Annotated in this window: 1 protein-coding gene; it reads left to right on the top strand. The window is 37.5% G+C overall.

Translation table 11 applies throughout. The annotated features are described in order from the left end of the window. Positions 1-528: PBECR3 domain-containing polyvalent protein (locus tag ACWIX0_RS14110; RefSeq protein ID WP_454174604.1), on the top strand; the 528-nt coding region annotated here is incomplete at both ends.

Below are 528 nucleotides of genomic sequence, written 5' to 3'. Positions count from 1 at the left end.
AAGCGTAGCAGGGGTAGAATACGATGAAAATGGCAACATAAAAGGCTTTAGCCCTGAAAAATTTTTAGCAGGATTTATCGCAGGGGGAATCGCAAGCAAAGGACTACAAATTAGCACAAAAAGGCTAGAAAAACTTGCTAAGACACACCCGCGCGCTAAACAACTTTTAGAAAAAATACACATAAAAAACGATATAATCCCATCTTTGTCAAAAGGGGAACAAGTGAGCGAAAAAGAACTTATCAAAGCATTAGAATCTAGCCCACAAAAAGGGCAAGAAATGCTAATCATAGGCAAACAAAACATAAGCGAGGGGATTTTAGAATGGGCTAAAAACAATAATAAAAAAATAGCCATAGATATTTTGCCTGAAGCGCGAGCAAAAGAGCTGGGGTTTAAATATCCAAAAGTAAAACGCACAATTTCAGCAAGCGAGATAAATCACACGCTAAGGCGACACGGGAAAAATAGCCAACTTGTAAAAAAAGGCGTGCAAGAACCTGTAACGCTTGAAAAAATAAAAAATTT

This window comes from Helicobacter sp. T3_23-1059, from assembly GCF_053654515.1.
This window is presented reverse-complemented; position numbering and strand designations above follow the sequence as displayed.